Genomic DNA, 22,239 nt, shown 5'->3' on the forward strand with positions numbered 1-22,239 from the left:
ATTTGCTTGGAAACCCGTGGAAATCGCCGTATCACAAATTCATTGTTCAACCATGCGAACGACGGACTGGAACGACTGGGACACCTTCTGCACCGTGGCCACGCTCGGCAGCTTCACGCGCGCAGCGGACCGGCTGGGCCTGCCCAAGTCGTCGGTGAGCACGGCGGTGTCGCGGCTGGAGGGCAAGCTGGGCGCGCGGCTGTTCGAGCGCAGCACGCGCCGCCTGCGCCTGACCGATGCCGGCGAAGCGCTGCTGCGCGACGCCGGCCCCCTGTTCCAGCGCCTGCGCGAAGTCTCCGAAGATGCCGCCGCGACGTTCCAGTCGCCGGCCGGCACGCTGCGCATCGCCATGCCGTATGAATTCGCCGCCAGGCAGCTCGCCGAGGTCGTGCTGGAGGTGATGCGCGAGCATGCCGGTCTGCGCATCGAGGTGGACGTGGCGCCGCGCCAGGTCGATCCGCTCTCCCAGGGCTACGACATCATGCTGACGGTGCCCCGCGAGCCGCTGCCCGATTCCGGCCTGGTGGCCCAGCGCGTGTTCGATCTGCGCCGCGCCGTGGTGGTCGCGCCCGCGCTGCTGGACAGGCTCGGGCCCCTGAACCACCCGAACCAGTTGATCGACTGGCCATGCCTGGGCCTGTCCAGCGAATCCGAATGGCAGTTCCGCGCGCCCGGCGGCGAAACACTCAACCTGCCGCTCGATTTCCGCATGCGCACCTCCAACAGCGAACTGCGCCTGCAGGCGGCGGTCGCCGGCCTCGGTGTCGCGCGCATCACCTCGGCGTTTGCCGAAGAGTTGATTGCCGCCGGTGCGCTGCGCGAGGTGCTGGCCGGCTTCCGGTCACCGCCGATGCGCGTCTACGCGGTGTTTCCCGGCCGCCGCCTGATGCCGGCCAAGGTCAAGGTCTTCATGGACGCGCTGCATCGCCGCATCGAGCAGTCCGCCCGGGCCGGCCCGGGTCCGGAGGCCGATGACCCCACGCCATGGCCGCCCGCGGCCCTGCTTTGAATGCATCGCCTTTTTTTCCTTTGCCACCCGCAAACCATGCCCGCCCCGATCCTTTCCATCGCCCTGCTCACCGCCGCCCTGCTGTCGACCACCGCCTCCGCCGAGGACATCGGCAGCGTCAATACCAACTTCCGCATCACCGGGTCAGACAAGATCGTTATCGAAGCCTTCGATGATCCGCTGGTGGGCGGCGTCACCTGCTATGTATCGCGCGCCCGCACGGGCGGCATCAAGGGCACCCTGGGTGTGGCCGAAGACGTGAGCGAAGCCTCGGTGGCCTGCCGGCAGGTCGGCGAGATCCGCTTCGTCAAGCCGCTGCCGCAGCAGGACGACATGTTCACGCAGCGCCTGTCGCTGATCTTCAAGACGCTGCACGTGGTGCGCACGGTGGATCGCAAGCGCAACGTGCTGGTCTACCTGACCTATTCCGACAAGGTCATTTCCGGCAGCCCCAAGAACAGTGTGACGGCGGTGCCGATCCCGGCCGGCCAGCCGATTCCGGTCAAGTAGAGGCAGCGCCAATGGCGATGCTCCATATTGGTGCATCGCCAAGCAAGCGTGGCAGCGAAACAACGCATGATGGTGCATACGTAGGCTTACGTATGGTGCATCGCATCATCCGGTGTATGATTCGGGTATTCCCTAACCGGGAATTCCCTAAGAGGCCAATCATGCAAAACACGAACGACCTGAAGCTGACCGATCAACTGGAACGCGAGATGATCGAACGCGAAATGTCCGAAGGTATCTACTACTACCGCCGTCCGACCGGCAACGCATTCACGTTCGCCCAGTTCTTCGCCGCGATCGCGAATCTGTTCGGTCAACATCGCACCGTCAAGGCGTAAGCCAGCGGCGCCGTTGTCATCGTCGCCGGGGCAATCGCCCAGGCCAGCTGTACCGCAAGATCGCAACACCCAGCAGTACTCGCAGTAACCGTGCGCCGGCCGCGTGCCGCCACACCCGCCAGGTCATAATCGCCTGGTGCCTTATCGAGGGCCGGATTCCGGCCCTTTGTCACGTCTGCGGCGCGCGTTTTGCGTGCCGCGGCAGTGCGCCGCCGCGCCCGTCCCCCTCCGGTTGTCTTCTCCTCCTGGTGTGCTTTACTGAGTAGAGTCGCGACCACCCACACAGACCTCGCGCGCATCTTCGCTGCGACGCAGGCATCCGGCGCCCATCCCCAAGGAGACTCCCATGGCGATCAGCCTCAGCCTGTCGGTCAACGGCGCGCCCGTCACCGTCAGCGTCGAACCCCATACCCTGCTGGTCGAGCTGCTGCGCGAGCACCTGAGGCTCACCGGTACGCATGTCGGCTGCGATACCGCGCAATGCGGCGCCTGCACCGTCCACATGAACGGCCGCGCGGTGAAGTCGTGCAATATCCTGGCTGTGCAGGCCGACGGCGCGGACGTCACCACCATCGAAGGCCTGGCCAGGAACGGCAAGCTGCACCCGATGCAGGAAGCCTTCCGCGAATGCCACGGCCTGCAATGCGGCTTCTGCACGCCGGGCATGGTGATGGCGGCGACCGCGCTGGTCGCGCAGTACCCCCATCCCGACGAGCGCCAGGTGCGCGAGCAGCTGGACGGCAACCTGTGCCGCTGCACGGGCTACCACAACATCGTGCGCGCCGTGCTGCAAGGCGCCGAGGCCATGGCGGCTGCCGAAGGCGAAGACGCCTCGCTGCAGAGCCTGGCCGCCGCGCGCGCCCATGCCGCCTGACGCGAGGAGACCGCCATGAACGCTCCCGCAGAACCCAACCGCCACCTGATCGGCGCGGCCGTCAAGCGCAAGGAGGACTACCGCTTCCTGACGGGCGCGGGCCAGTACACCGACGACGTGGTGCAGGCACACCAGTCCTACGCCGTGTTCCTGCGCTCGCCGTATGCGCACGCGCGCATTGTCCGCATCGATGCCGAAGCCGCCCGCAAGCAGCGCGGCGTGCTCGCCGTGCTCACGGGCGAGGACCTTGCCACCGACAAGGTCAACGGCTTGCCGTGCGGCTGGCTGATCCACAGCCTCGACGGCTCGCCGATGAAGGAGCCGCCCCACCCCGTGCTCGCGCAGGGCAAGGTGCGCCACGTGGGCGACCAGGTCGCGCTGGTGGTGGCCGAGTCGGTGAAGATCGCCAAGGATGCCGTCGAGCTGATCGATGTGGAATATGAAGAACTGCCCGCCGTGGTCGACCCTGCCGCGGCAAGCACCGCCGGCACCGCGGTCCACGACGGCGTGCCCGACAACACCTGCTACACCTGGGGCCACGGCGACAAGGCTGCCACCGACGCCGCCTTCGCCCGTGCCGCGCATGTCACCCGGCTCGACATCGTCAACAACCGGCTGATCCCGAACGCCATCGAACCGCGCGCCGTGAACGCGAGCTACTCGCGGCAGGACGACAGCTACACGCTCTATGTCGCCAACCAGAACCCGCACGTCGAGCGGCTGCTGATGTCGGCGTTCGTGCTGGGGCTGTCCGAGGCCAAGGTGCGCGTGATCGCGCCCGACGTGGGCGGCGGCTTCGGCTCGAAGATCTTCCTGTACCCGGAAGACGTGGCGCTGACCTGGGCATCGAAGAAGGTCGGCCGGCCGATCAAGTGGACGGCCGAGCGTTCCGAGTCCTTCCTGACCGACGCGCATGGCCGCGATCACGTCACGCACGCAGAACTGGCGCTCGACGCGCAAGGCAACTTCCTCGGCATGCGCGTGCACACCATCGCCAACATGGGTGCGTACCTGTCGACGTTCGCCAGCAGCGTGCCGACCATCCTGTATGCCACGCTGCTCGCCGGGCAGTATCGGACGCCCGCCATCTACGCGGAAGTCAAGGCGGTGTTCACCAACACCGCGCCGGTCGATGCCTATCGGGGCGCCGGGCGGCCGGAAGCCACCTATGTGGTCGAGCGGCTGGTCGAGACCGCGGCGCGCGAGCTGCAGATCGACCCGGCCGAACTGCGCCGCCGCAACTTCATCCGCAGCTTCCCGTATGCCACGCCGGTCGGCCTGACGTATGACACGGGCGACTACGAACCCTGCCTGGACCGCGCCATCGAACTGGCCGACGTGCCGGGCTTCCGCGCCCGCCGCGACGCCTCGCGCGCCAAGGGCCGGCTGCGCGGCATGGGCTACTCCTGCTACATCGAGGCGTGCGGGCTGGCGCCGTCCAACATCGCCGGGGCGCTGGGCGCGCGCGCGGGCCTGTTCGAGGTGGGCGAGATCCGCGTGCACCCGACCGGCTCCGTCACCGTGTTCACCGGCTCGCATAGCCACGGACAAGGGCACGAGACAACCTTCGCGCAGGTGGTGGCCGATCGCCTGGGCGTGCCGATCGAGAACGTCGAGATCGTGCACGGCGATACCGGGCGCATCCCCTTCGGCATGGGCACGTACGGCTCGCGCTCGATCGCGGTGGGCGGCTCGGCCATCATGAAGGCGCTCGACAAGATCGAGGCCAAGGCCAAGAGGATCGCCGCGCACCTGCTGGAAGCCTCCGCCGAGGACATCGAGTTCAAGGACGGCGTCTTCCGCGTGGCCGGCACCGACCGCACCAAGACCTTCGGCGAGGTCGCGCTCACGGCCTATGTGCCGCACAACTACCCCCTCGACAAGCTCGAGCCGGGCCTGAACGAAAACGCCTTCTACGACCCGGCCAACTTCACCTACCCGGCCGGCGCCTACATTTGCGAGGTGGAGGTCGACCCCGAGACCGGCGAGGTGCGCATCGACCGCTTCGTGGCGGTGGACGACTTCGGCAACATCATCAACCCGATGATCGTCGAGGGCCAGGTGCACGGCGGACTCGGCCAGGGCATCGGCCAGGCGCTGCTGGAGGGCTGCGTGTACGACGACAGCGGCCAGCTGCTGACCGGCTCCTACATGGACTACGCCATGCCGCGCGCCGACGACCTGCCGAGCTTCACCGTGGAGACCGCCAAGGGCACGCCCTGCACGCACAACCCGCTGGGCGTGAAGGGCTGCGGCGAGGCCGGCGCGATCGGCTCGCCGCCGGCGCTGATCAACGCCATCGTCGATGCCCTGGCGCCGCTGGGCGTGAAGGACATCCAGATGCCGGCCACGCCCCACCGCGTCTGGCGGGCCATCCAATCCGCGCGGGCGAATGCCTGACCTGACCAGGAGCGCGCCATGTATGCCTTCGAGTACCACAAAGCCACCGACGCCCAGACCGCCGTCACCGCGCTGAAGATGCATCCGGACGGCAAGTACCTCGGCGGCGGCCAGAGCCTGCTGGCGGCGATGAAGCTGCGGCTGGCCCAGCCGGCCATGCTGGTGGACATCACCCGCATTCCCGGCCTGGCCGGCATCCGCTCGCAGCCCGGCGTGGTCACGGTCGGCGCGGCCACGCGCCATGCCGACGTGGCCGACAGCGAAGACGTGCGCCGCATGCTGCCGGCGCTGGCCGAGCTGGCCGGCGGCATCGGCGACCGCCAGGTGCGCGCGATGGGCACGCTGGGCGGATCGCTGGCCAACAACGACCCCGCGGCATGCTATCCCGCCGCCGTGCTGGCGCTGAACGCCACCGTCGTCACCGAACGCCGCGACATTCCCGCCGACGATTTCTTCCTCGGCATGTACGAAACCGCGCTGGCGCCGGACGAGCTGATCACCGAGGTCCAGTTCCCGGTGCCGGATCAGGCGGCCTATGTGAAATTCCGCAACCCCGCCTCGCGCTTCGCGCTGGTGGGCGTGTTCGTCAGCCGCAAGGGCAGCCACGTGCGCGTGGCGGTAACGGGCGCGGCGCCGTGCGTGTTCCGCTGCGCGCCGCTGGAGCAGGCGCTGTCGGCCAATTTCACGTCGGAAGCGGCGCGGCATGTGACGGTCTCCGCCGACGCGCTGGTCGGCGACCTGCACGCCTCGCCGGAATACCGCGCGCACCTGATCCCGGTGCTGGCGGCCCGCGCCGTCGAGCAGGCCCTCGCACGGCACCACTAGGGAGACGCATGCCGGTCGACTCGATAGACGACTGCATCGCCCGACTGCAAACCCAGGGCTACTTCGCCAGCCGCGAGCTGGCGACCGCCCTGTTTCTCGCGCTGCGCATGCAGCGGCCGCTGTTCCTGGAAGGCGAACCGGGCGTCGGCAAGACTGAACTGGCGAAGGCCGCGGCCGGGCTGCTCGGCACGTCGCTGCTGCGGCTGCAGTGCTATGAGGGGCTCGATACCGCCAGCGCGCTCTACGAATGGGACTACCCGCGCCAGATCATGGCGCTGCGCCTGGCCGAGGCGGCCGGCGAGCGGCCCCGCGCCGACACCCTCTACCGCGACGAATTCCTGCTCAAGCGCCCGCTGCTGCAGGCCCTGCTGCCCGACCCTGCGCACCCCACGGATACCGATCGGCCGCGCGTGCTGCTGATCGACGAGATCGACCGCGCCGACGAGCCGTTCGAGGCCTTCCTGCTGGAGCTGCTGTCGGATTTCCAGGTGTCGATTCCCGAATTCGGCACCGTGCGCGCGCAGACGATCCCGCTGGTCGTCATGACCTCCAACCGCACGCGCGAAGTGCACGATGCGCTCAAGCGGCGCTGCCTGTACCAGTGGATCGGCTACCCGGACCCGGCGCGCGAGCTGCAGATCGTGGCCCAGCGCGCCCCCGAGGCCGCCGCCCGGCTGCAGCAGCGCGCGGTGGCGTTCGTGCACCGGCTGCGCGGCATCGACCTGTTCAAGGCGCCGGGCATTGCCGAGGCCATCGACTGGTGCCGCGCGCTGGCGGCGCTGAACGTCACCGAGCTCGACCCGCAGTCGGTGCAGGACACGCTGGGCGTGCTGCTGAAGTACCAGGACGACCTGGCCCGCGTGGACACGCCGACCATCGAGCAGTTACTGACCGCCCCCGCCCTGCCGGAATGACGCCATGCCGGCCCCGACGCCCCGCTCTCCACCGATGCTGGCCCGCAACGTGACGCATTTCGTGCGGCTGCTGCGCGGCGCCGGCATGCCGCTGGCGCCGTCGCGCGCGGTGGACGCCATCGAGGCGCTGGGCCACATCGACATCGGCCGCCGCGACGACGTGCGGGCGGCCCTGGCCGCGCTGCTGGTGGCGCACCCCGATGAGCGCATCCTGTTCGACGCCGCCTTCAACCTGTTCTGGCGCGACCCCGATTGGGAAGGCAAGCTGCGCGCCCTGCTGCTGCCGCGCGTGCGCGGCGGCGCGCCGGTGCAGCGCAGCAACCGCCTGGCCGATGCGTTGCGCACCCGGCCCGCGGCCGGCCTGCCGCCCGGTCCGGCCCCCGAGGGCGAGCGCCACGATATCGCCGCGCCGTTCGCTTTCTCCGCGCACGAGGCGCTGCGCACGCGCGACTTCGACACGCTCGACGCCGACGAATGGCGCATGCTGCAGCACATGATCCGGCGCCGCCGCGTGCACCTGGCGCAGGAGCGCACGCGACGGCTGAAGGCGGCCTCGCGCGGGCGCCACCCCGACCTGCGGGCGACCGCGCGCCAGGCCGTGCGCGCCGGCGGCGAATGGACCGCCTGGAAATACCGCCAGCCGGTCGACCGCACGCCGCCGCTGGTGCTGCTGCTCGACATCTCCGGATCGATGAGCCGCTACTCGCGCGCGGTGCTGTATTACTGCCACGCGCTGGCGCAGTCGCGCGAGCGCATCCAGGCGTTCCTGTTCGGCACGCGCCTGACCAGCGTGTCGCGGCAGCTGCGCGAGCGCGATCCGGACGTGGCCGTGCAGGCGATCGCGCAACAGGTGCCGGACTGGTCCGGCGGCACGCGCATCGGCGCGGCGCTGGCCGAGTTCAACCGGCGCTGGGCCCGCCGCACGCTGTCCGGCCGCGCCACCGTGCTGCTGGTGACCGACGGGCTGGACCACGAGCACATCGACCTGCTCGACGCGGAGATGGCGAGGCTGGCGCGCTTCGCCCACCGCATCGTCTGGCTCAATCCGCTGCTGCGCTTCGCCGGCTTCGAGCCCCGGGCGCGCGGCGTGCGTGCCATCCTGCCGCACGTGGACACCATGGTGCCCGCCCATCACTTCGACAGTCTGGCTGCGCTCGAGCAGGAATTGGCGCATGCTCGTCATGCGCGCGCGCCGCGCCGCCCCGCCCACGCCCCCGTCACCGCACCATGGAACTGACCCAGACCCATCTCCTGCCCGTTCCCTTGCAGACCGCCTGGGATGCGCTCAACGATCCGGCCGTGCTGCAGCGCTGCATACCGGGATGCGAAAGCGTCACGGCGGCGGCCGAGCACGCCTACGACATCGCCATGACGGCCGCGGTCGGGCCGGTCAAGGCGCGCTTCAAGGGCCGCATGGAACTGGCCGACATCGTGCCGCCGCGCAGCTACACGCTGCACTTCGACGGCCAGGGCGGTGCCGCGGGCTTCGGCAAGGGCACCGCGCAGGTGCAACTGGCGCCGGAGGGCCCGACCGTGACGCGGCTGTCCTACACGGCACACGCCCAGGTGGGCGGCAAGCTGGCCCAGATCGGCTCGCGCCTGATCGACGGCGCCGCCCGCAAGCTGGCCGACGAGTTCTTCCAGCGCTTTGCGTCGGAGTTCGGGCCGGCCGGAGGCACCGGGCCCCTGGATGCCGCCGCCGCCGACCAGGCGATCCCCGACCTGGCCTCCGGCGAGCTGGCCGCGCACGGCGCCCCACGCACGCCGCTCATCAGCCCGGCCGTGCAGCCGCGCAACCCGTGGCCATGGATCATCGTCGCGCTGGTGGCCATCGTGGCGGCCTACCTGTTTCTGCACCACGGCGCATAATCAGGCATCCCTCCCCACGCATTCGCCGCACCGGCCAGGAAGTGCACCATGGACAGCGTCGATCTCGAAGTGTTGAAGACCAGCGTGCGCTGGCTGGAGCAGCAGCGGCGCGTGCTGCTCGTGACCGTGGTGAAGACCTGGGGCTCCTCGCCCCGGCCCGAGGGCGCGATGCTGGCGCTGCGTGACGACGGCGTGGTGGTCGGCTCGGTTTCCGGCGGCTGCATCGAAGACGACCTGATCGACCGCGTGCGGCGCGAAGGCCTGAACCAGACCCGGCCCGAGACCGTGAAATACGGCATCAGCGCGGAAGAGGCGCACCGCTTCGGCCTGCCCTGCGGCGGCACGCTGCAGCTGGTGCTGGAGCCGCTCGCCGCCGCCAGCGGGATCGACGCCCTGCTGCATGCCGTGGAAGCCGGCCAGCTGGTGGCGCGCACGCTCGACATGGCGAGCGGCGCGGCGCGGCTCGAGCACGCCGCCGTCACCGACGGCCTGCAGTTCGATGGCGCGCGCCTGGTCACCATCCATGGCCCGCGCTACCGGATGCTGGTGATCGGCGCGGGGCAGCTGTCGCGCTACCTGTGCCAGATCGCCGTGGGGCTCGACTACCAGGTCACGGTGTGCGACCCGCGCGAGGAATACAGCGAGGAATGGACGATTCCCGGCGTCTCCATGGTCCGCACCATGCCCGACGACACCGTGCTGGCGATGAAGCTGGACGAGCGCAGCGCCGTCATCGCCCTCACCCACGATCCCAAGCTCGATGACCTTGCGCTGATGGAGGCGCTCAAGACGCCCGCCTTCTACGTGGGCGCGCTGGGCTCGCGGCGCAACAACGCCAACCGGCGCGAACGCCTGAAGGAATTCGACCTGACCGAAGCCGAGCTCGCACGGCTGCATGGCCCGGTCGGCATCTATATCGGTAGCCGCACGCCGCCGGAGATCGCCATCTCCATCCTGGCCGAGGTGACCGCCGCCAAGAACGGCGTGTCGCTGCCGACGCTTCTGCAGGTCGAAGGCGCCAAGGCCGCCCGCGAGATCGCGGCCAATGCGGCGTCCGGTTGCGCGGTCCCGCACACCTAGATGTCGTTCACGCGTGAACGGCCTTTCGGCTTCCCTTCGCGGGTAGGGATTGCAAACTGCTGGCCGTAAGGCGCCCGAAAGGTTACATTCTTATTAATCGCTGATTTCGGCGCTGGCCCGACGACACAACATCAACACGGCCCGGCGCCTGATCACGCCATCCTCGCGGGCTGCCGATACCTGGCAACGCCTTGCGGACCGTCCGGTCCGAGGCGTCCTTCGGCCCGGGCACCGCGCCTGCACTGCAAGCGCGAGCCATGGCGAGCAACGGGGAATCTGCGGGCGCGGGCAATCCGCTCCGCGACGCTACGAATTTCGAGTCTCAGGCATGAGTATTCTGGTCACCGGCGCGACCGGTTTTGTGGGCGGCGCCATTGCCGCCAATCTGGCGGAGAAGGGTTTGCTGGGCGAGACCCGCTTCGCGGTGCGGGGGGAATCCACCGCTGAAGGCCTGGCGCGCCTGCGCGCCAACCTGGCACGCTTCGAGCTGGGCGCGGCGGTCCTGGATGGGCTGTCCGAACGGCAGATCGTGCCGTTCGACTTGCGCGACGCCGCGGCCGCCGAGTTGGGCGATCCGGAAATCCTCATCAACTGCGCCGCGCTGGCGACGTTCTCGAACCATCCCGCGCTGTGGGACACCAACGTCGGCGGCGTGCTGGAGCTGGGCCGGCTGGCCAGCCGGGGCAAGCGGCTCAAGCGGTTCGTGCACATCGGCACGGCCATGTCATGCGGCCAGCTGGCCGACCGCCATGTGCGGGAAGCCTGGAACGTCCCGCCGCTGGAGCAGCATGCCGTGCCCTACACCTATTCCAAGGGGATGGCCGAGCTGAAGCTGCGCGAGGTATTTCCCGAGCTGCCGCTGGTGGTGGTGCGCCCGTCCATCGTGGTCGGCCACAGCCGCCTGGGGTGCGCGCCGTCGGGCAGCATCTTCTGGATGCTGCGCATGGTGGCCATGCTGGAGACCTTCAGCTGCCGCCTATCCGACCGCGTCGACATCCTGTCGGTGGACGATTGCGCCGAAGCCATCGTGCGCCTGGCGACCCGGCCCGCGCTCGCGCACGACCTGTACCACATCAGCGCCGGCGATGCCCACTCGGAATGCATCGAGACGCTGTATCCGCGCTTCAAGCGCTGCGCCAGCCCGGAAGAAGACGCGCAGGCGCTGGCCGGCTACGTGTACCAGCCCAAGATCGAAGAAAAGGCGCTGGCCCGCAAGTTCCTGCGCACGACCGGCGACGGCAACGTGCGGCTGGTGGCGCGCGCCATCCATCTGTACGCCAAGTTCGCCAGCATGAGCTACGTGTTCGACAACACGCGGCTGGTGGCGGAAACCGGCTTCCAGCCGCGCTCGCTGCTGAGCTACCTGGACCGCTGCCTGGACACCTCCGAGTCGGAGTCGATCACCCGGCAGATGCAGTGGGACTACAAATAGGCCACCGGGCACCCGCTACCCGCACGGCCTGACGCGGCGCCGTGCTATAACCGTCGGCGCTTTCCCGAAGACCCCGCCTTTCGTTACGAAGGAGCCCGCCGATGACGCTGCAAGCCGTTGCCCAATTCAACGCCGCCACCCTGCTGGATTCTTTTATCAGCCTGGCGGCCGCCTTCGGGCTCGGCTCGCTGATCGGCTTTGAGCGGCAGGTGCGCCAGCGCACGGCCGGCCTGCGCACCAACGCGCTGGTGGCGGTGTCGGCATCGGCCTTCGTCGACATGGCCGCGCAGATCGGCTCGCCCGCCGATACCACCCGCGTGATCGCCTACGTGGTCTCGGGCGTGGGCTTTCTGGGCGCCGGCACGATCATGAAGGAAGGGCTGAACGTGCGCGGCCTGAACACCGCCGCCACGCTGTGGGGCTCGGCCGCCGTGGGCGCGGCGGCGGGCTCGGACCTGCTCGGCCAGGCCCTGATGATCTCGCTGTTCGTGCTGGCCTCGAACATCCTGCTGCGGCCCGTGGTCGACCGCATCAACCGCACGCCGCTGGACAATCAGGCCAGCGAAGTCACCTACACCGTGCACGCCATCTCCACGCGCGAGCGCCAGAAAGACGCGCTCGCCGACCTGGAGCGCCTGCTGGAAGAGGCCAGCTACCCGATCAGCGATCTCTCGGTCGCGCCGTTCGGCGAGGACCACGTGGAGCTGGAGGCCATGCTGATGTCGACCGCCGTCAATGCCGGCGAGCTGGACCGGATCGTCGGCGCGCTGGCCGCGCAGCCGCATATCGCGCAGGCGTACTGGAACCCCAGCACCACCGAGTAAGCCCGCGCGGCCAGCCGGGCCCGGCGCGCGTCAGGCCAGCCGGAAGGCCGCGATCGCCTCGTTCAGCGCCTGCGCCTGCTCTTCCAGCGATTCGGCCGCGGCGGCGGCCTGCTCGACCAGCGCGGCGTTCTGCTGGGTGGCTTCGTCCATCAGCGTGACCGCCTTGTTGACCTGCTCGATGCCCGAGCTCTGCTCGCTGGAGGCCGCGGCGATCTCGCCCATGATGTCCGTCACGCGGCGGATGGAGGTGACGATGTTTTCCATGGTGCTGCCGGCCTGCTCGGCCAGCTTGCTGCCGGTGTCGACCTTGGCGAGCGAGGCTTCGATCATCTCCTTGATCTCTTTGGCGGCCGCGGCGCTGCGCTGCGCCAGGCTGCGCACCTCGCCGGCCACGACCGCGAAGCCGCGGCCCTGCTCGCCGGCGCGGGCGGCCTCCACCGCGGCGTTGAGCGCCAGGATGTTGGTCTGGAACGCAATGCCGTCGATCACGCCGATGATCTCCGACACCGTGCGCGACGACGCGCTGATCTCGCGCATGGTCGCCACCACGTCGGTCACCACGGCGCCGCCCTGGCTGGCGACCGCCGAGGCGCTATCGGCCAGTTGGCTGGCCTGGCGGGCGTTGTCGGCGTTCTGGCGCACGATCGAGGTCATCTCCTCCATGCTCGACGCCGTCTCTTCCAGCGAGCTCGCCTGCCCTTCGGTGCGCTGCGACAGGTCGGCGTTGCCGGCGGCGATCTGCTTGGTAGCCGCGCCGATCGATTCCGAGCCATGGCGCACCCGGCGCACCGTGTCCGTCAGCGCGGCCTGCATGCGGGCGAGACCCTCCAGCAGGTGGCCCATCTCATCGCGGCGGTCGATGCGCACGGGCTGCGTCAGGTCGCCGGCGGCAATGCGGTCGAACTGCGCCAGCGTGGCATTCAGCGGCCCGACGATGGCGCGCAGCAGCAGCCACGCGCATCCGGCCGACACCACCAGCGCGAGCACGATGGCCGCGATCACCAGATTGCGGATGCGCGCGTAGGCCTGCTGGGAATCGTCGAAATTGGCCTTGGAGAACGTCAGCTGCTGCTTGCCGAGCGCCTGGCTGGCGTCGTTGGCCTCGCGGAAGGACTTGGAAACGCGCTTGTCCATGATGGCGTCGGCCGCGACCCGGTCGCTCGCGCGCAGCGCCTTGATGATGTCGCGCAGGCTGCCGGCCGCCGCTTCGCGCTTGGTGCCGACCTCCTTGGACAGCCGCGTTTCTTCGTCGCCGTGCGGCAGCGCCAGGTATTTCTTCCAGGCCGCGTCGGAGCGGGTGATCAGCTCTTCGGTGCGGTCCAGCAACTGCATCGCGTCCTTGTCTTCCGGATACAGCATCGCCTTGTCGAGCGCCGTGCGGGCGCGGGTCAGGCTGAGGTCGGATTCGCCCAGCGCGAGCGCCGACGGGAACTGGTTGCGGTAGGTCTCTTCGTGCGCGCCGTTCGCGTCGCGCAGGCCAAGCAGCCCGGCCACGCCGATCAGCAAGGCCAGCAGGAACAGAATGGAAACCGTGAGGACCAGTCGGGTGCGTATCGTCAGGCGAGCGAGCATAGCGTGAGAGAACGGAGGACCACGCCGGCTCTCTCACGCGCCACGACCATCGCGGCGGCCGGCCGGCTGCAATGGGGTCTATCGGTAGCCCGTTCTCAAACTTGAGCCTGAAGTGGCACAGCGCGCGCTTTGTTGAACATTCATGCCCGCTCGTGGTGCACGTCGCCCCTGGCCGCGCGGTAGTCCTGCGCGAATTCGCGCCATTGCCGCAGCGCCACCTGCCGCCCGTGCCCGGCCAGCTTGAGCGCGGACTTGCGCCATGCCGTGCCCGCCGCGTAGTCCTGCAGGCGCTCGACCAGGTCGGTGCCGAAGCGCCCGCAGCCGCGCAGGTGGCACCATGCCGCCACATGGGCCATGGTCTGCAGGGCATCGTCCAGATCGGCGACCACATGCTTGCCGGTGCCGAGCGCCACGCGGTCGGCGGTCGGCTGCAGGCTCTTGACCACGTACGAGCACGCCCGCTCGCCCTTGCCCGCGTAGACCACCGGCCGCAGCAGCGCCGGCGACACCGCCTGCGACACGCGCTGGACGCCCACCACGCGCGCCGCCTCCGCCGACCAGCGCGACACGTTACCCGGCACGCCCAGGGCCTGCGCCCACACGCTCGGGACTGCCAGCTTGATGTCGATCAGCCGCAGCGTGTCGGGATCGTTCTCCGGACGGGCCAGCACCACATAGCGCTCCAGCCCCAGGCTGCCCGTGCCGGCAATGCGCCGCGCCACGTCCACGGCGACGAAGCGCTGCCCGTGGCCGTTGCCCTGCTGCGCGTAGGCCTCCAGGATGCGCCGGGCGCGGCGGGCTTCGTCCCGGCCGGCGGCGAGGGTGCGGTGGCCGTCCACCCGCAGCCGGATCTGGTTGCCGTCGCGCACCGTGCGCTCGCGCAGGTAAGGCGCGCGCTTGCGGTTGCGCAGCCCGCGCAGCAGATCGCGCACGATACCGACGGCGGTGGCGCGCTCCACCCAGCGCGGCTTGCCGTCGACCAGCGCGGCGGCGTAGGTGTCCACGAAGCGGCGGCACAGGTTGTGGGCATCTTCGTCGGCCAGCTTCCAGCTGCGCGCCGCCACCTGCAGGCTGGACAGCACGCGCACCAGATCGACGGTGAAGGGCGCGCACAGGGCCTCGTCGAAATCATTCATGTCGAAGTAGACCAGGCCGTTGTCGCCCTTGAAGCTGCCGTAGTTCTCCAGGTGCAGGTCGCCGCAGACGAGGGTGCGCGGCGCCTCGTGCAGCAGCGGCGAATCCGCCACCGAGGCGGCGTACAGGTGGTTGGTGCCACGAAAGAACGAGAATGGATCGTCGGCCATGGCGGCCAGCTTGCGGGTGAGCCGCTCGGGATCGCGGCCGGCGTTGTATTCGAGAATGGCGCGGGTGCTATCGTGCATGAAGCGGGTCTCTCTGGAGTGGAGTGAAATGCCCTCAAGAATCGAAGATTACGCGCTGATCGGTGATTGCGAAACCGCCGCCCTGGTGTCTCGCGACGGCTCGATCGACTGGCTGTGCTGGCCCCGGTTCGATTCCGGCGCCTGTTTCGCCGCGCTGCTCGGCACGCCCGACCACGGCCGCTGGCGCATCGCCCCGCAAGGCCCCATCCGCGCCGTCCGCCGCCGCTACCTGCCCGGCACGCTGATCCTGGAGACCGTGTTCGAGACCGACACCGGCACCGCCAGCCTGACCGATCTGATGCCCTCCCGCCTGCCGGGCACCCCCAGCGCGCGCGAAGACACCTCCGACCTGGTGCGCATCGTGCGCGGGCTGTCAGGTACCGTCGCCATGCGCATGGACCTCACGCTGCGCTTTGACTACGGCGCCTCCGTCCCGTGGGTCAGCCGCGTGACGGAAGAAACCGGCGCCGTGTCCGACGACCCGTGCGAGATGCCCGGCTGCGTACTGCGCGCCATCGCCGGCCCCGACATGGTGGTGCTGCGCACGCCGGCGCAGGTGCGCGGCGAGAACCTGTCCACCGTCGCCGAGTTTGCCGTGGCAGCCGGCGAGGCGATGCCCTTCGTGCTGACGCATTCGCCATCGCACCGGCCGCTGCCCGCATCGATCGATGCCATCGAAGCCCAGCGCGACACGGAGCCTCGCTGGCGCGCCTGGTCCGGCCGCTGCCGGGGCGCCGGCGAATGGGCCGAGGCCATCGAGCGCTCCCTCATCACGCTCAAGGCGCTGACCTATCACCCGACCGGCGGCCTGGTGGCCGCGCCCACCACCTCCTTGCCCGAACAGCCCGGCGGCGTGCGCAACTGGGACTACCGCTACTGCTGGCTGCGCGATGCCACCCTGACCCTGCTCGCGCTGATGAACGCGGGCTACTACAGCGAAGCCCGCGCCTGGCGCGCATGGCTGGAGCGCGCGGTGGCCGGCAGCCCGGCGCAGATCCAGATCATGTACGGCATCGCCGGCGAACGCCGCCTGGGTGAGTGGACCGTGCCGTGGCTGCCCGGCTACGAAGGCGCGCAGCCGGTGCGCATCGGCAACGCGGCGGCCGTGCAACTGCAGCTGGACGTGTACGGCGAGCTGATGGACGCGCTCTACATCGCCCGCAAGGGCGGCCTGGACGGCGACGCGGCCTCCTGGCGCCTGCAGGTCGCGCTGATGACGCACCTCGAAGCCGCCTGGCAGTCGCCCGACGAGGGGATCTGGGAGGTGCGCGGCCCGGCGCGGCATTTCACGCATTCCAAGGTGATGGCGTGGGTCGCGTTCGACCGCGCGGTCAAGACCATCGAACAGTTCGGCCTGGACGGCCCGCTGGCCCGCTGGCGGGCCGTGCGCGACCGCATCCACGACGAGGTCTGCCGCCACGGCTACAGTGCCGAACGCGGCTGCTTCGTGCAGAGCTACGGCAGCCGCGAAATGGATGCCGCCCTGCTGATGCTGCCGCTGGTCGGTTTCCTGCCTGCATCCGATCTGCGCATCCAGCGCACCGTGCGCGCCATCGAAGACGACCTGCTGGCCGACGGCCTGGTGCGCCGCTATCGCACCGAAGCCGTGACGGACGGACTGCCCGCCGGCGAAGGCGTGTTCCTCGCCTGCAGCTTCTGGTACGTCGACAACCTCGTGCTGCAGGGCCGCCACGACGAAGCCCGGGCGCTGTTCGCCAAGCTGCTCGCGCTGCGCAACGACGTGGGCCTGCTGGCCGAGGAATACGATCCCGGCTCGGGCCGCATGCTCGGCAACTTCCCGCAGGCGTTCTCGCATATCGCGCTGGTGAACTCGGCGCTGGCGCTGTGCGCGGCGGCCGATCACGTCGGCCAGCGCACCGGCACCTGAAGCGCGCCCGCGCGCCCGGTAGAATAACGGCCATGACCGATCCGACCGCCTTCTTCCCGCCTTCCGGCAACGATGTCGACAGCGATGCCGGCAGTGCGCCCAGCGGCACCCTGTTCAGCCGCCCGGACAGCCCGTGCATCGGCATCTGCTCGACGCTCTTCGACGAGGTCTGCCAGGGGTGCGGCCGCACCGCGCTCGAAGTCAGCAACTGGGTGTTCATGTCCGACGACGAGCGCAATGCGGTCTGGACCCGCATCCTCACCGAGGGCTCCGCGCAGGGCTTCAACCCCGACGGCAGCCGCCGCTGAAAGCACAAACCCGGCCGAGGCCGGGTCTGCGGTCAATGGGAGCCGGTTCGCGAAACATCAGGTCGCCTGCGCGGGCTTGAGCTGCAGCGCCTTGTACTCCAGGAACTCCTCCAGCCCGTATTGGCCTTGCTCGCGCCCGTTGCCGGACTGCTTGTAGCCGCCGAACGGCGCCAGCATGTTGAACGGCCCGCCGTTGATGTCCACCTGCCCCGTGCGGATACGCCGCGCCACACGCATCGCCCGCGCTTCGTCGCCCGACCATACGCCGCCGGCCAGCCCATAGATGCTGTCGTTGGCGATCCGGATGGCCTCCTCTTCGTCGTCATAGCAGAGGATGGTCAGCACCGGGCCGAAGATCTCCTCGCGCGCCACCGTATCGGACGGCTTGACGTTGCCGAGCACGGTCGGCCGGACAAAGTAGCCGGTCGACACGCCCTCCGGCTTCTCGGGGCCGCCGACGATGAGCTCGGCCCCCTCCTCCAGCCCCTTGCGGATATAGCCCAGCACGCGATCGCGCTGCGCGGCCGAGATCAGCGGGCCGAGCCGCGTAGTCTCCTGCGCCGGATCGCCCGGCACGTAGGTCGCCGCGAATTGCTTGGCCAGGGCCTTCACCTCCTCGTACCGGGCGCGCGGCACCAGCAGGCGGGTGTGCGCCGAGCAGGTCTGGCCGGAATTCAGGAAGCACGCCGACAGCGTGCCCTTGACCGCCGCGGCCAGGTCGGCATCGTCCAGGACCACCGCGGCCGACTTGCCGCCCAGCTCCAGCGCCACGCGCTTGACCGTCTGCGAGGCCAGCTCCGCCACCCGCTTGCCCGCGCGCGTCGAACCCGTGAACGACACCATGTCGACCTCCGGGTGGCTCGCCAGCACCTCGCCCACCACCGGACCATAGCCGGTGACGAGGTTGAACACCCCCGGCGGCAGCCCGGCCGCTTCGATGACCTCCGCCAGCACAAAGGCATTGAGCGGCGCCACCTCCGACGGCTTGAGCACCACCGTGCAACCGGCCGCCAGCGCCGGCGCCACCTTCAGCGTGATCTGGTGAAGCGGATAGTTCCACGGCGTGATGGCCCCCACCACACCCACCGGCTCGCGCACCACCAGCGAGTTGCCGACGCGCGCTTCGAACGGGAACGCGCCGAGCAGCTTGGCGAAGTGGCCCCAGTTGAAGACCGGGCTGCCGACCTGGATCGCGCGCGCCAGCTTGATCGGCATGCCGACCTCCCCGGCGATCAGCTCGGCGAGCGCCTCGCTGCGGGCTTTCAGGCCGTCGGCGATCTTCAGGATGATTTCGGCGCGCTTGGGCGCCGGCGTGGCCGCCCAGCCGTCGAACGCCGCGCGGGCAGCCGCCACGGCGGCTTCGGCATCGGCGGCACTGCCTTCGGGGATGGTCCCCATCACGGCTTCGGTCGTCGAATGGATCACGTCGATGGTGCCCTTGCCCTGCGGCGCCACCCATTGGCCGTTGATGAACAGTGTGTCGCGTTGCTGCATCGGTGCTCGTCTCGCTCTGGTGGATCTGCGCGGCTCGCGCAGCGTGGACTCCGGGTTGCGACTAGGATCGCCAGCGCCCCCGGGCGGTTATGATCGCTTTATTGTAGAGCCAGCAGAGCGCGCACCGCAGACGCGCCCGGCCGAGGGAGTGAGACGACATGACCGCCACCATCTACCAGAAGACCGACAAGGGCCACGAAGAAATCCGCACGCGCTCGCACCGCCTCGACCAGAAGCACCGCGCGCTGCTGCTGATGGTCAACGGCGAAAAGACCTGCGACGACATCCTCACCCAGCTCCAGCCGCTGGGCATGCAGCAGGCGGAGTTCGACGCGCTGGAGCGAGACGGCTACATCCGCCCGCACGTGGCCGACACGCCGCCTCCGCCCGAGGCCCCGGCACTAGCGCCGCCCCCCCAGCATGCGCCGTCCAGCGCACCGCCTCCGGCGGACAACGCAGCGCACAACCCGGCCGACGGCCACGGCGTCGAAGGCTACCAGCGCCTCTACCGCTTCTACACCGAGACCATCAGCCGCCATCTCGGCCTGCGCGGCTACCTGCTCGAGATGAAGGTCGAAAAAGCCGCCAGCCTCGCCGAGCTGATCGCCCTGCGCGACACGCTCAAGGCTGCCCTGGCCAAGGCGCGCGGCGAGCCGGATACCAGCCATGTGATCGCGCAGCTGGACCTGCTGATCGACGAGGCGACGAGCTGATCCCGCGCGCCCTGCCGCGCGCTCGTTCCCGGCAGGCTACTTCTGCCCCCGCAGCTTGTAGGTGCCCTGGTCGATCTCGACATCCTGGGTGTGATCGGTCTCGTGATGCCCCGCGTCCGTCTCGGGCCGGTCCTTGTTGGCGGCGTCGGTGTTGGTGCTGCGGTTTTTTTCGTCCTGGCGCTTTTGCAAGAGTTCCCGCCGCGTGTCGTCGATCCCGCGCTGCACGTCGGGGTCCCGGGTCGGGTTGAGGTCGCGTTGCTCTGCCGTCGCGGCCAGGGCGACGCCTGCCGCCAGCGCAAGACCGGCCAGCGCGGCCGCCGTCTCCAATCGCATGACTCACCTCCCATCGGATGTACGAGGGTGGGCACGCCCGGCCACGGGCTAGGTGCCCGATATCGACGCACCGCCGGCCGGCGTCGACGGGCCTTGCTCCAGCAGAACGTGCAGTCGCCGGTAACCAAAGCGCCGACGCTCATGCGCCAGCTCAACCAGCCGCGCTTTGAGTATCTCGTTTCCTGGCGCAGTTTGCGCTTCGTAACGCAGCACGCTGCGGGACAGCCCGACAAGCCGGCAGGCGCGACGCTCGGAGATGCTGACCTTCTGCCGAATCGCCACGACCGCCTCGCGCTTGGCTTGCGGGCTCAGGGCTTTCCCTTGACCACCACCTTCAGCGCTTCCATGTCCAGCATCGCTTCCGCCAGCAGCTTCTTCAGCTTGGCGTTCTCGGCTTCCAGCTCCTTGAGCCGCCGGGCCTCCGACACCTCCATCCCGCCGAACTTGGCCCGCCAGGTGTAGAACGATGCGTCACTGAATCCGTGCTTCCTGCACAGCTCCTTGACCGCCACGCCGGCCTCGGCCTCCTTCAGGAACCCGATGATTTGCGCTTCCGTAAACCGCTTCTTCATGTCCGTCTTCCTCTCCGAAAACGGACTCTACTAGCTTCCCAGTGGACCGGTTTATTGGGGGCAGGTCACCAGGGCGCCGACGAACACATCGCGCAGGCTGGTGTAGTAGTAGGCGCTGATCGAATTCGTCGTCCAAATGTGGTCGAACATCAGCGCGAGCAGCCGCACGGTCACCGGCATCAGGAGCGCGATCCAGCCGACGGTCTGCTGAAGCGCATGATCCGAGATCAGCAATGGTTGATGGGTGCCCACAGTCATGATGCCCCCTGCGCTCACGCACGCGCTCATTGGATGCGGATGCCTGTGCAGAAGGTATAGGTTCGAAACCCGCAGTACGCTACCGGGATGAAGGATTAACGTGAACTGGGTAGCGCGACTCGTGGACACCTCAACCAATCGGGCGGGGCGTTGGCGACTACGCGGGCAGCACTGGCCCCGCAAAAATGCCGATCAAAATTTGGTCCGGGCGATACATGCGATACAGTATCTCCCACGAGACGCCACAGTTCACCCTGACTGCGCTGTCTCGCGACTGGGCTTGTGAAACCTCTCCTCTTACCATGTTCAACCTGGATAGAACCCCCTACCTACTTGACAAGACGGCGGAAGAACAACTGCAAGCCAAGCTTGCAGCGCTAGAGGAACGTGTTGCAATCCTCCGCAGCAACGGCTCTCTCAGTAACGAGACGGTACGGAATTACTACGGTGAAAAGAGGTTCGAACAGGTGGCCGAATCGAACGCCATCGAGGGCAACACTCTGTCAGCGGGCGAAACCGAACTCGCAGTGATGAAGGGCATCACTATTACTGGCCACGACCCAGCGTTTACCAAAGACGCGATTGCTCTGGACAAGGCACTAACCCGGTTAACTGAGTTGGCTCGGAGTAAGGATCAACCCACTGACTTGGCCCAGTTACACGAACTGCACGCCCTAATACTGGGGGACCGCTCTGGTGCTGGTGTTCTGCGCAAAGAACGTGTCGCCATCCGGGGGTCTAAGCACACCCCACCGAAGACGTGGGAAGCGGTGATGGATGCGATGGAACAATGGCAGTCGTGGTCCCGTGAAAACGCCGATCTACCAGCCCCCATTCGCGCAGCCGTTCTTCACGCGTGGATGGCGCACATTCATCCATACATTGATGGCAACGGCAGGACGGCTCGCGCTATTACCAACCTCGAATTGGTACGGGCAGGCTACCCGCCAATCATCATCAAGAAGAAGGAACGATTCCGCTACATCGAAGCACTGGGTGAATCAGATGAGGGCGGCGACATTAGGTCGTTCCTCGAACTCATCCTCGACAAACTTAGTGGTGCGCTGACTGGGCTGGAGCTATCGGCGAAGAAGATGCAGGGGTACAACCCGGCATTGGAAAAATTGCGGCAAAAACAGAAGACCCAGCTCACCATCTGGGATACCAGCGTCAAGTTGCTCGCCTCCATTATCGAGCACCGTCTCACGCTTGCGATGGAAAGCTTTGGCGGGTCGAGCTTCGTTCGAGTATTTGAAGACCCTCTTGATGTAGAGGATTACGTTGAGGTATGCAACGGACACAGCGTGCCGCGCACATGGGCCTTCATGGTGAACATCGCAGTGCCCGGTGTACCCAAGCTAGAAAAGCTCGCATACATCGGACATCGGAGTTCTCGTATGCATCAATTTCTCCACCGAGAGGGTGGTCCCTCCCTGTACTGGTCGCGGAAAAACCCGGAGGGATTCCCGAAGTGGCTTTCCGACGACGAGCATGCTCCCTTCGGAGTCGAGCTCACCACAAGAATAGGCATCGGCGACGAGTGGTTCGCCCGTAAGGGTGACGATGAGATCGTTGAAATTTCAACAACTGAACTTGGCTCGAGGATTGTTGATGCTCTCCTCGGCGAGGTCGTAAGCTAAAAAG

General features: G+C 68.3%; 21 protein-coding genes and 1 pseudogene. 16 read left to right on the forward strand and 6 right to left on the reverse strand.

Going from position 1 to position 22,239, the window contains the following annotated elements; all coding sequences use genetic code 11:
* The first annotated feature begins 52 nt into the window (after positions 1-52).
* From GO999_RS08990 to GO999_RS09045, 12 genes are all read left to right on the forward strand, one after another.
* Positions 53-1,009: a LysR family transcriptional regulator gene (locus GO999_RS08990; RefSeq protein ID WP_016725263.1), complete on the forward strand. Its 957-nt coding sequence runs from the start codon at positions 53-55 to the stop codon at positions 1,007-1,009.
* Positions 1,010-1,045: 36 nt separating this feature from the next.
* A complete protein-coding gene (locus GO999_RS08995; protein WP_019718839.1) occupies positions 1,046-1,519 on the forward strand; it encodes a CreA family protein in 474 nt (157 codons plus the stop codon).
* A 161-nt stretch (positions 1,520-1,680) separates the two neighbouring features.
* Positions 1,681-1,857, forward strand: coding sequence for a hypothetical protein (locus GO999_RS09000; RefSeq protein WP_011001419.1), 177 nt, complete (start codon positions 1,681-1,683; stop codon positions 1,855-1,857).
* A 346-nt stretch (positions 1,858-2,203) separates the two neighbouring features.
* Positions 2,204-2,731, forward strand: coding sequence for a (2Fe-2S)-binding protein (locus tag GO999_RS09005; protein ID WP_011001418.1), 528 nt, complete (start codon positions 2,204-2,206; stop codon positions 2,729-2,731).
* A gap of 15 nt (positions 2,732-2,746) precedes the next feature.
* Positions 2,747-5,131, forward strand: a complete 2,385-nt coding sequence (locus tag GO999_RS09010; RefSeq protein WP_211906151.1) for a xanthine dehydrogenase family protein molybdopterin-binding subunit — start codon at positions 2,747-2,749, stop codon at positions 5,129-5,131.
* 18 nt (positions 5,132-5,149) lie between these two features.
* Positions 5,150-5,956 carry an FAD binding domain-containing protein gene (locus GO999_RS09015; protein ID WP_011001416.1) on the forward strand — a complete coding sequence of 269 codons (807 nt, stop codon included), beginning with the start codon at positions 5,150-5,152 and terminating at the stop codon, positions 5,954-5,956.
* Between the two features lie 8 nt (positions 5,957-5,964).
* Positions 5,965-6,870 carry an AAA family ATPase gene (locus GO999_RS09020; RefSeq protein ID WP_011001415.1) on the forward strand — a complete coding sequence of 302 codons (906 nt, stop codon included), beginning with the start codon at positions 5,965-5,967 and terminating at the stop codon, positions 6,868-6,870.
* 4 nt (positions 6,871-6,874) lie between these two features.
* The gene (locus GO999_RS09025) at positions 6,875-8,107 is read left to right on the forward strand and encodes a vWA domain-containing protein (protein ID WP_028853242.1); all 1,233 of its coding nucleotides are present in this window, start codon (positions 6,875-6,877) and stop codon (positions 8,105-8,107) included.
* Positions 8,098-8,739: an SRPBCC family protein gene (locus GO999_RS09030; RefSeq protein WP_211906152.1), complete on the forward strand. Its 642-nt coding sequence runs from the start codon at positions 8,098-8,100 to the stop codon at positions 8,737-8,739. Before GO999_RS09025 ends, GO999_RS09030 begins: the two co-directional genes overlap by 10 nt.
* Positions 8,740-8,787: 48 nt before the next feature.
* A complete protein-coding gene (locus tag GO999_RS09035) occupies positions 8,788-9,819 on the forward strand; it encodes an XdhC family protein (protein ID WP_016727226.1) in 1,032 nt (343 codons plus the stop codon).
* 328 nt (positions 9,820-10,147) lie between these two features.
* Positions 10,148-11,251, forward strand: a complete 1,104-nt coding sequence (locus GO999_RS09040; protein WP_016725271.1) for a fatty acyl-CoA reductase — start codon at positions 10,148-10,150, stop codon at positions 11,249-11,251.
* A 101-nt stretch (positions 11,252-11,352) separates the two neighbouring features.
* Positions 11,353-12,075: an MgtC/SapB family protein gene (locus tag GO999_RS09045; protein WP_011001410.1), complete on the forward strand. Its 723-nt coding sequence runs from the start codon at positions 11,353-11,355 to the stop codon at positions 12,073-12,075.
* Positions 12,076-12,105: 30 nt separating this feature from the next.
* Here GO999_RS09045 and GO999_RS09050 read toward each other — a convergent pair whose 3' ends face one another.
* Together GO999_RS09050 and GO999_RS09055 are read right to left on the reverse strand one after the other, a co-directional pair.
* On the reverse strand, positions 12,106-13,647 hold the full coding sequence (locus tag GO999_RS09050; RefSeq protein WP_211906153.1) for a methyl-accepting chemotaxis protein: 1,542 nt from the start codon (positions 13,645-13,647) through the stop codon (positions 12,106-12,108).
* Positions 13,648-13,787: 140 nt separating this feature from the next.
* Positions 13,788-15,029, reverse strand: a complete 1,242-nt coding sequence (locus tag GO999_RS09055; protein ID WP_064047704.1) for a DUF2252 domain-containing protein — start codon at positions 15,027-15,029, stop codon at positions 13,788-13,790.
* Between the two features lie 28 nt (positions 15,030-15,057).
* Between GO999_RS09055 and GO999_RS09060 the strand changes: the two genes are divergently transcribed.
* A complete protein-coding gene (locus GO999_RS09060) occupies positions 15,058-16,917 on the forward strand; it encodes a glycoside hydrolase family 15 protein (RefSeq protein ID WP_011001407.1) in 1,860 nt (619 codons plus the stop codon).
* A gap of 32 nt (positions 16,918-16,949) precedes the next feature.
* Positions 16,950-17,225: a DUF1289 domain-containing protein gene (locus GO999_RS09065; protein ID WP_011001406.1), complete on the forward strand. Its 276-nt coding sequence runs from the start codon at positions 16,950-16,952 to the stop codon at positions 17,223-17,225.
* Between the two features lie 57 nt (positions 17,226-17,282).
* On the opposite strand, the gene GO999_RS09070 is transcribed toward GO999_RS09065, so the two are convergent.
* Positions 17,283-18,719 (reverse strand): aldehyde dehydrogenase family protein, encoded by a 1,437-nt coding sequence (locus GO999_RS09070; RefSeq protein WP_211906154.1) that lies wholly within the window; start codon positions 18,717-18,719, stop codon positions 17,283-17,285.
* Positions 18,720-18,877: 158 nt separating this feature from the next.
* Between GO999_RS09070 and GO999_RS09075 the strand changes: the two genes are divergently transcribed.
* Positions 18,878-19,432 carry a hypothetical protein gene (locus GO999_RS09075; protein ID WP_020831961.1) on the forward strand — a complete coding sequence of 185 codons (555 nt, stop codon included), beginning with the start codon at positions 18,878-18,880 and terminating at the stop codon, positions 19,430-19,432.
* Positions 19,433-19,468: 36 nt separating this feature from the next.
* Here the strand turns inward: GO999_RS09075 and GO999_RS09080 are convergent, their stop codons facing one another.
* The 3 genes and pseudogenes from GO999_RS09080 to GO999_RS09090 all read right to left on the reverse strand — a co-directional run bounded on the left by GO999_RS09080 (position 19,469) and on the right by GO999_RS09090 (position 20,595).
* On the reverse strand, positions 19,469-19,765 hold the full coding sequence (locus tag GO999_RS09080) for a hypothetical protein (protein ID WP_021155792.1): 297 nt from the start codon (positions 19,763-19,765) through the stop codon (positions 19,469-19,471).
* A 93-nt stretch (positions 19,766-19,858) separates the two neighbouring features.
* A pseudogene (locus GO999_RS09085) lies at positions 19,859-20,337 on the reverse strand (transposase); the annotation flags it as partial.
* Between the two features lie 51 nt (positions 20,338-20,388).
* Positions 20,389-20,595, reverse strand: a complete 207-nt coding sequence (locus tag GO999_RS09090) for a hypothetical protein (RefSeq protein WP_211906155.1) — start codon at positions 20,593-20,595, stop codon at positions 20,389-20,391.
* A 215-nt stretch (positions 20,596-20,810) separates the two neighbouring features.
* Between GO999_RS09090 and GO999_RS09095 the strand changes: the two genes are divergently transcribed.
* Positions 20,811-22,235: a Fic family protein gene (locus GO999_RS09095; protein ID WP_211906156.1), complete on the forward strand. Its 1,425-nt coding sequence runs from the start codon at positions 20,811-20,813 to the stop codon at positions 22,233-22,235.
* The last annotated feature ends 4 nt before the right edge of the window (positions 22,236-22,239 follow it).

The organism is Ralstonia nicotianae, assembly GCF_018243235.1.
GTDB classification, from domain to species: Bacteria; Pseudomonadota; Gammaproteobacteria; order Burkholderiales; family Burkholderiaceae; genus Ralstonia; species Ralstonia nicotianae.